This is a genomic window from Klebsiella sp. MS 92-3, from assembly GCF_000195655.1.
GTDB lineage: Bacteria > Pseudomonadota > Gammaproteobacteria > Enterobacterales > Enterobacteriaceae > Klebsiella > Klebsiella pneumoniae.
Genome location: NZ_GL882832.1, coordinates 296 through 7,900 on the forward strand (window position 1 = coordinate 296; position 7,605 = coordinate 7,900).

The 7,605-nt window shown below is 43.8% G+C and carries 5 protein-coding genes and 1 pseudogene; 4 read left to right on the forward strand and 2 right to left on the reverse strand.

Annotation, left to right across the window (positions count from 1 at the left end; translation table 11 throughout):
- From HMPREF9538_RS32960 to HMPREF9538_RS08495, 3 genes are all read left to right on the forward strand, one after another.
- Window positions 1-220, forward strand: a 220-nt coding sequence (locus tag HMPREF9538_RS32960; protein WP_213076420.1) for an IS1 family transposase, incomplete at its 5' end; no start/stop codon positions are given.
- 151 nt (window positions 221-371) lie between these two features.
- Window positions 372-2,369: a BCCT family transporter gene (locus tag HMPREF9538_RS08500; RefSeq protein ID WP_004178088.1), complete on the forward strand. Its 1,998-nt coding sequence runs from the start codon at window positions 372-374 to the stop codon at window positions 2,367-2,369.
- Between the two features lie 62 nt (window positions 2,370-2,431).
- A complete protein-coding gene (locus tag HMPREF9538_RS08495; protein WP_004152070.1) occupies window positions 2,432-3,709 on the forward strand; it encodes a DUF2254 domain-containing protein in 1,278 nt (425 codons plus the stop codon).
- 982 nt (window positions 3,710-4,691) lie between these two features.
- On the opposite strand, the gene HMPREF9538_RS32965 is transcribed toward HMPREF9538_RS08495, so the two are convergent.
- Both HMPREF9538_RS32965 and HMPREF9538_RS32970 read right to left on the reverse strand, forming a co-directional pair.
- Complete coding sequence (locus tag HMPREF9538_RS32965; protein WP_004178087.1) at window positions 4,692-5,528, reverse strand: EAL domain-containing protein; 837 nt, start codon at window positions 5,526-5,528, stop codon at window positions 4,692-4,694.
- Between the two features lie 66 nt (window positions 5,529-5,594).
- Window positions 5,595-6,107 (reverse strand): annotated as a pseudogene (locus tag HMPREF9538_RS32970) (CSS-motif domain-containing protein); the annotation flags it as partial.
- A 640-nt stretch (window positions 6,108-6,747) separates the two neighbouring features.
- Between HMPREF9538_RS32970 and HMPREF9538_RS30280 the strand changes: the two are divergent.
- Entirely contained in the window at window positions 6,748-7,005 is a 258-nt protein-coding gene (locus HMPREF9538_RS30280; protein WP_004197688.1) for a hypothetical protein, read from the forward strand.
- Window positions 7,006-7,605 lie beyond the last annotated feature (600 nt).

The window sequence follows — 7,605 nt, forward strand, 5'->3', positions numbered from 1 at the left end:
CGTGGTATGGATGACGGATGGCTGGCCGCTTTATGAATCACGCCTGAAGGGAGAACTGCACGTTATCAGCAAGCGATATACGCAGCGCATTGAGCGGCATAACCTGAATCTGAGGCAGCATCTGGCAAGGCTGGGCAGGAAGTCACTGTCGTTCTCAAAATCGGTGGAGCTGCATGACAAAGTCATCGGGCATTATCTGAACATAAAACACTATCAGTAAGTTGGAGTCATTACCGAATATCGGATGATTTGTATCGGAACTCATTACACCATGCGTTCCGATTAACGCCGCATAGCCAGTTGAACTTTGCTACTCTGTGAAAGGTAGTACCGTCTATCCAGTGCGGATTTAATTAATGGAATAAATGATTATGAGTGATAATGATACAATCCCGAAGAAGTCTACAAGCCAGATTAACAAAGCGGTATTCTTTACATCTGCTTTGCTAATTTTCCTTCTTGTCGCCTTTGCCGCCGTATTCCCGGATGTCGCCGACAAAAATTTTAAACTACTACAGCAACAAATCTTCACGAATGCCAGCTGGTTCTACATCCTTGCTGTGGCCCTGATTTTACTAAGTGTCACGTTCCTTGGACTCTCACGCTACGGTGATATCAAGCTGGGCCCGGACCATGCGCAGCCTGATTTCAGCTACCATTCCTGGTTTGCGATGCTTTTTTCGGCAGGGATGGGGATCGGCCTGATGTTCTTTGGCGTTGCCGAACCTGTAATGCATTATCTTTCGCCTCCCGTTGGCACGCCAGAAACCGTTGCGGCAGCCAAGGAAGCAATGCGTCTGACCTTCTTCCACTGGGGACTGCACGCATGGGCAATTTATGCCATTGTGGCGCTGATTCTGGCGTTCTTCAGTTACCGTCACGGTCTGCCTTTAACTCTGCGCTCCGCACTCTATCCCATTATTGGCGATCGCATATACGGGCCTGTAGGCCATGCGGTTGATATTTTCGCTGTTATAGGCACGGTCTTTGGCGTCGCGACATCGCTGGGTTACGGCGTTTTGCAGGTGAATGCCGGTTTGAACCATCTTTTCGGGGTGCCCATCAATGAAACGGTGCAGGTTATTCTGATCGTGGTCATCACGGGGTTAGCGACGATTTCAGTGGTGTCCGGCCTGGATAAGGGAATACGTATCCTGTCTGAGCTCAATCTGGGTCTGGCGTTGTTGCTCCTGGCGCTGGTCCTGTGTCTGGGACCAACCGTGCTTCTGCTGAAGTCATTTGTGGAAAATACGGGCGGTTATCTTTCGGAACTGGTGAGTAAAACGTTCAACCTTTACGCGTATGAGCCTAAGTCGAGCAAATGGCTGGGGGGCTGGACATTACTGTACTGGGGATGGTGGCTTTCATGGTCGCCGTTTGTGGGGATGTTCATCGCACGGGTCTCCCGCGGGCGAACCATTCGCGAGTTTGTCACCGGCGTGCTGTTTGTTCCCGCGGGTTTTACGCTAATGTGGATGACAGTGTTTGGTAACAGCGCGATCTATCTCATTATGAACCAGGGGGCCACAGACCTCGCCAATACTGTTCAGCAGGATGTGGCGCTGGCCCTGTTTAATTTCCTGGAGCATTTCCCGTTCTCTTCCGTGCTGTCATTCATCGCAATGGCGATGGTCATCGTCTTCTTTGTCACGTCTGCTGACTCGGGGGCAATGGTAGTTGATACTCTGGCAACAGGTGGAGTGGCAAACACACCCGTCTGGCAGCGAATATTTTGGGCCTCGCTCATGGGCATTGTCGCAATTGCGCTTCTCCTTGCCGGAGGGCTAAGTGCGCTGCAAACAGTGACAATAGCGAGTGCATTGCCTTTCTCAGTGATCTTACTGATATCCATATACGGACTTTTAAAAGCTTTGCGCCGGGATTTGACCAAGCGTGAAAGCCTGAGCATGGCGACAATTGCTCCTACGGCTGCACGTAACCCAATTCCCTGGCAGAGAAGGTTACGCAATATCGCGTATCTGCCGAAGCGATCTCTTGTGAAACGTTTTATGGACGACGTCATCCAGCCCGCCATGACGCTGGTTCAGGAAGAGCTGAACAAGCAGGGGACGATAAGCCACATCAGTGACGCAGTCGAGGATCGTATTCGTCTTGAAGTCGATTTGGGTAACGAGCTGAATTTTATATATGAAGTGAGGCTTCGCGGGTATAGCTCACCGACCTTCGCGCTCGCCGCGATGGATAATAATGAGCAGCAGACTGAACAACATAGATATTATCGCGCTGAGGTATATCTCAAAGAAGGCGGTCAAAATTATGATGTGATGGGCTGGAACCAGGAGCAGCTGATTAATGACATACTGGACCAGTACGAAAAACATCTGCACTTCCTGCACCTCGTTCGTTAATAGCAACATGCCGTCCTGGGGGCGGCAATTATTTATCCCGGCCGCAATATGAGGAATGCAGAATGATTTCACGCTGGAAATGGATTCTGAAGCAGACAGTTAAAAAGCTATGGTTCAGGGCAACGTTATTCGCCATTGTCGCGATAATAACGGCCCTTTTATCAATTCTTTTTAAATCAATGATACCTGAGTCGGTTTCCGTGAAGGTTGGTGCGGAAGCAGTCGATAACATTCTGAACATACTGGCATCGAGTATGCTGGCAGTGACCACTTTTTCGTTGAGTATCATGGTCACAGCCTACGGTTCAGCCACTACTAATGTGACTCCCAGAGCTACGCGTTTAGTTGTTGAAGACGTAACCACACAAAATGTACTGGCCACCTTCATCGGTTCTTTTCTCTTCAGTCTGGTAGGGATTATTGCCCTCAGTATGGGAGCTTATGGAGAAAGGGGGAGAGTCATTTTATTCATTGTCACACTGGTTGTCATTGCCTTAATCCTCATCACATTGCTTCGCTGGATACAGCATTTGACCTCTCTGGGAAGGGTAGGTGAGACAACGGCAAAAGTAGAACAGGCGGCCATCGAAACATTTATTGCGAGAGCAAGAAATCCCTGTCTCGGCGGATATCCATGGCTTGAGAACAATGAACAGCCGAAAGGAACGGTTGCAGTTTATCCGAAGAAGATTGGCTATGTTGAATATATTAATATGGTGAAACTTAGCAAGCTGCTGACCAATGATCCCCGTCATGTATACCTCGTGGCGCAGCCAGGCAGTTTCATCCATCCATCCATGCCCGTTTTGTACCTGAGTCAAGGCCAGGAGTCATCAATCAGCGCCGATTTACTTGAGACGATTATTGTCTCGGATGTACGTTCATTTGCTCAGGATCCCCGATTTTGTCTTAGCGTCATGGCCGAAATAGCCTGCCGGGCACTTTCCCCCGCAGTGAACGATCCTGGAACCGCCATTGATGTCATTGGCAGAGGTGTTCGTATACTTTCCACTTACGCGCAGAATAAATCTGATGAAATAGAAGTGAAATATCCTTCAGTTCATGTTGCACCACTTCAGAATAACGATCTACTGGAAGACTTTTTCTCACCTGTCGCGCGCGATGGTGCCGGTATGAGGGAGATACAGATAAGAGTCCTTAAAGGACTGTCTATGCTGAGTAAGGGTTGGCCTGGGATATTTTCTGAGGCCGCGCATAATTTAGCATTTGAAACATTAGAGCATGCAATACGTGCTGACCATATAGATTCTGACAGATGTCTAATAAAATCAATTTATTATAATTTATTTAGTGGTGAAGACTCTAATAAAAAACCATAGTTGTGGGGAAAGTAATTAGGCCGCAGGAAAGATAATGGCAAAAAAAATTCCGAGAATGGGCGTCAGTTTTGTGGCATATGCGGGCGTGTTAATTGCGAGATGTATTAACCTATGGAGAGCAGTTCCATCTATACTCCTGTCAGCCCATGCTGGAAATATTGTTATCACTAGTCCTATCACGGAAAAGTTAATTGTATATTCTAACCCTACGCAGTATTCCGCTTAATGGCTTGCTTCTTTGTGTCTTTTCCCAACAGTATCCGACAATAAAAAGTACGTGAAGTAAACCCAACAAAATAACGCTGTACTGTATGGTCAGTCAATGTATTAGATTAACAGCTTTCGGGTATTTTTCTAGTGCTTTGAAAAAAGGAATATCAGACATTTGAAGGAATTCAGGATGTCAACACCAGTTGCTTTAGAGAAAAATGGAAACGGCTTCCTATTCACTAGATGCAATAGATAGAGGTCCTCGTTATCTGCTGAAGCAAATATTGGAATTGCATTCAACCCTCAACGACTTCTGATTTTCAAGACAGTGTCTACTTGTACATAACACATATCTGCAGCACTGTGCTGAATTAGGGCCAGATGGCACTCCAGCCCCCTGAGGTAGGGACACATCTTCAAAGATTCCAGGTTTTTTCTACTACTTTCATCAATGCCATCTCTGGAAGGCGCTGAGTAGTTATCCGCAGCAACCAGCAGAGTTATGTTGCAGACGAATAATGCTGTCTACCGGATACTGGCAGCCCCGACTCCTCTGTACTATGAGACAAAGCTCGCTCATCTCAGTAAATATTACATTCGCTGTTCCGTGTTTTGCATCAAATCACATCCTGGTTTCTCTGTTATTTAAGCAGTTCAGAACGACTTTTCAGTAACGCTTTCCCCTGCGCCAGCAGCAGGTGATTACACTGCCCTTCAATTTCTACCAGCTGATCGGCAAGCAATTGCTGAGTGTTTGCGCTGAAAGTGCCGGTCAGTTCAATTCCCGGATGGTAAGTTTTCTCGCTTCTTCCAGCGGAAGCGCTCTGGAGTAATACCAGCCCTGAGCATAACTCTGTGGCCAGAACGTCTTCAGATAGTTCACCTGCTCCTGAGTCTCTACACCCTCAAACACAATCTTATCTGCAATGGAGCGGAACATCTCATGCAGTCCGGGAAGAAGATCATATCGTAAAGATTCAGTACCAATAGCACTAGTTAGCGATTTGTCTATTTTTATTTCATCTACATCAAGCGCAGTTACCAGATTAAGATTAGAATATCCTGTCCCAAAGTCATCGATGGCAAACCTGACACCATGATTTTTATATTTATCAATGTGAATTTTCATACCTTCAAAATCCCCTCCTTGACGCTCCGTAATTTCAAGAAGGATTGTTTTATATGGGATGTTATATTCAGAAATTAATCCTAGTAGTTTATCCCTGAATTTTTCTGAATCAAGATCGCTTGGATTAATGTTTACGCTCAAAAATATTTCATTCTGAATAGCAGTATGGATAAATTCTCGGATAGCATGGTTAATGACGAATAAAGTCACATCCTCCTGCAACCCTTCCCTTTCAGAAAGCGGTATAAATACTTCAGGGCTAATATTCCCGAGTCTTTCATCTTTCCATCTGAGCAAGGCCTCAAATCCGCAGATCTGTCCGTCTTCAATTCTGTAAATAGGTTGATAGACCAGCGACAGGGCTTCATTTTTCAAAGCCTTTACAAACCTTGCAGATAGTGAACTATTGAGTTCTGCTCTGTTCATAATGATAATATAAATCATTAAACCGGAAAGTAGTGACACTGTTACTAATAACATTTGTATGCTCCAGTGCTCTGAAAATATCCCCGTAAAATACCCACCTCCTGCAACACAGAGATCATAATGTAGGCTACATGCCCTAAACACTCTAAACCTTAGTGGAACGCTATCATGCCGATCAAGAAGAGGAGCATCAGGTCCTATATTGAAGTAATGCCTGTCATGCTTACTATTTCCGACAACAGCGCTAAAGTTTTTTGAATACATATCAGTTTCGAATCGTCTGAAGACAAATGGTGATAGGGTCACCATAATACCTTCAGAAATATATCCATTGACGGATATATCATCCATAAGCTTAATACCAAAAAGCCACACTCCTTCCCGCGAAGTCCATTTTTTATCAAAATGTTCCAGACTTAAGGTGGGACGTAAACTCCCCCACAGAGCACTACAGGCTAATTCTCCTTTTATGATGTAGCCAACATCTTTAATCAACGGATAGGGCCATACTACAACCCGAAGATGTAGGATATTTTCATTAGTACATGGACTGTCTCCTATATTCAAATGTGACTTTGCAGCAGTCTTGACAGATTCAGTCTGAACCAGGAGCGATTCAGAGCGAACAAGCACATCGGAAGTATAGTCTTTAATTTTATCCCGAAAAATCAGGTAAGATACGCTCTCAGATAATACAAAAAAAATATACCAGCTGAAAGAATCGATAAAGAGAGGACTGATAGATTATGTATCCACTTTCCAGGGCTAATCAAACGTTCCAGCTTACGACTAACCATGCAGATCTCCCCTCAAATTGAAAAGATATAAAGCTATATTTTCGCCAACTTCACTGACCGATTAGCTGGCACTGAACATACTATTCCAGTATACCTATTCTTGCCTTACTCATCCCGGGTATGAATCAAATAATGTGACATGGTTCGGATAGATACTGGTTATGATTTACAGAGATAATTCATGCGTTATTAATAGCCTCGTGAAGGCTCCAGATGCATGGTGCAACTTTTAAGCGATGCATGTAATGCGGTTTTTTACCCACTAGTATAGAACGAATATTCATTTCTTGCTGGGCGATCGCACACTAAGGTGTACACCAAAATAAAGACACTCTTTTTTGAAAAAAACAGAGTAAAATGTTGTGTGACATCGGCATTACAAAACGAAAATTCATGTTATAATCGGGTTATTATTGATAATGTTACGCATTGCAACGTGTAACCGGATATCTGCATTTGGGTGAAGATAGCTTAAGATGGATAAAAAATATGATTTTTCGCTCAGTTATGAAGCCTTAACACGGGTATGTGAAAATGCAATATGTGAACATATTCGCAGAGCAGGTTCTCTGGAAGGGTTAGGTTTCGCACTTGAATATACAAAGGCCTATGCTATCCTGGAAGTATGGTCTCTGCTGGCAGCTGCTGGCGATACATTTCCAGCTCTCATTGAGAAAGACAGAATATATCTGTTGCAACTAATTTCCGGGAAAAATAATATAGAGCTACATTAAATCATAAATTATTTGGCAGAACATCTCCGTTTTTACTTAACGCCCGCCGGAATCACTGACGTGAGGAAAATGAAATTTGTTGTGCAATAATAATTCTGATTATTCTGGTCAGTCGGATTGGCCGTAGAGTTTCAGTATTCTTGTGCGATGACAAGGCGGGATAACTACCGTCATCGCGCCCTGTCTGGAATCAATGACTTCAGTTTTAGATATAAAGAAAAAACAATATACACATTAGATAAAAGTGAGAAAAACTCGTCCTGTATAACATCAGGTAGAGTAAAGCATTTATCATTAACTTACTGAAGACGGAATAACTACATTTATACCCGAAAGCTATTCTCTTTGAATCTACTTTAGATTTCTATTATTTCTGATTGCCATAGGCTTTTTTACAGTACCCTGTGATTTCCTTGACTTCACTTTATATTTTATTATCATCCCATATAATAAAACCAGCGAAATAGACAAAACAACATACAATAACATAAAAATACCTGTGTTAACAATTAAAAAAGGAGATTAGGTCGAGTCCGTGAGTGATTTTAACATATACGCGAATTGATACAACTCATATGTGCTAGCCAGTTTCATCTTTTT

Coding starts and splice junctions, on each gene's coding strand:
- HMPREF9538_RS08500 (WP_004178088.1), top strand. CDS start 372: ATGAGTGATAATGATACAATCCCGAAGAAGTCTACAAGCCAGATTAAC.
- HMPREF9538_RS30280 (WP_004197688.1), top strand. CDS start 6,748: ATGGATAAAAAATATGATTTTTCGCTCAGTTATGAAGCCTTAACACGG.
- HMPREF9538_RS08495 (WP_004152070.1), top strand. CDS start 2,432: ATGATTTCACGCTGGAAATGGATTCTGAAGCAGACAGTTAAAAAGCTA.
- HMPREF9538_RS32965 (WP_004178087.1), bottom strand. CDS start 5,528: ATGTTATTAGTAACAGTGTCACTACTTTCCGGTTTAATGATTTATATT.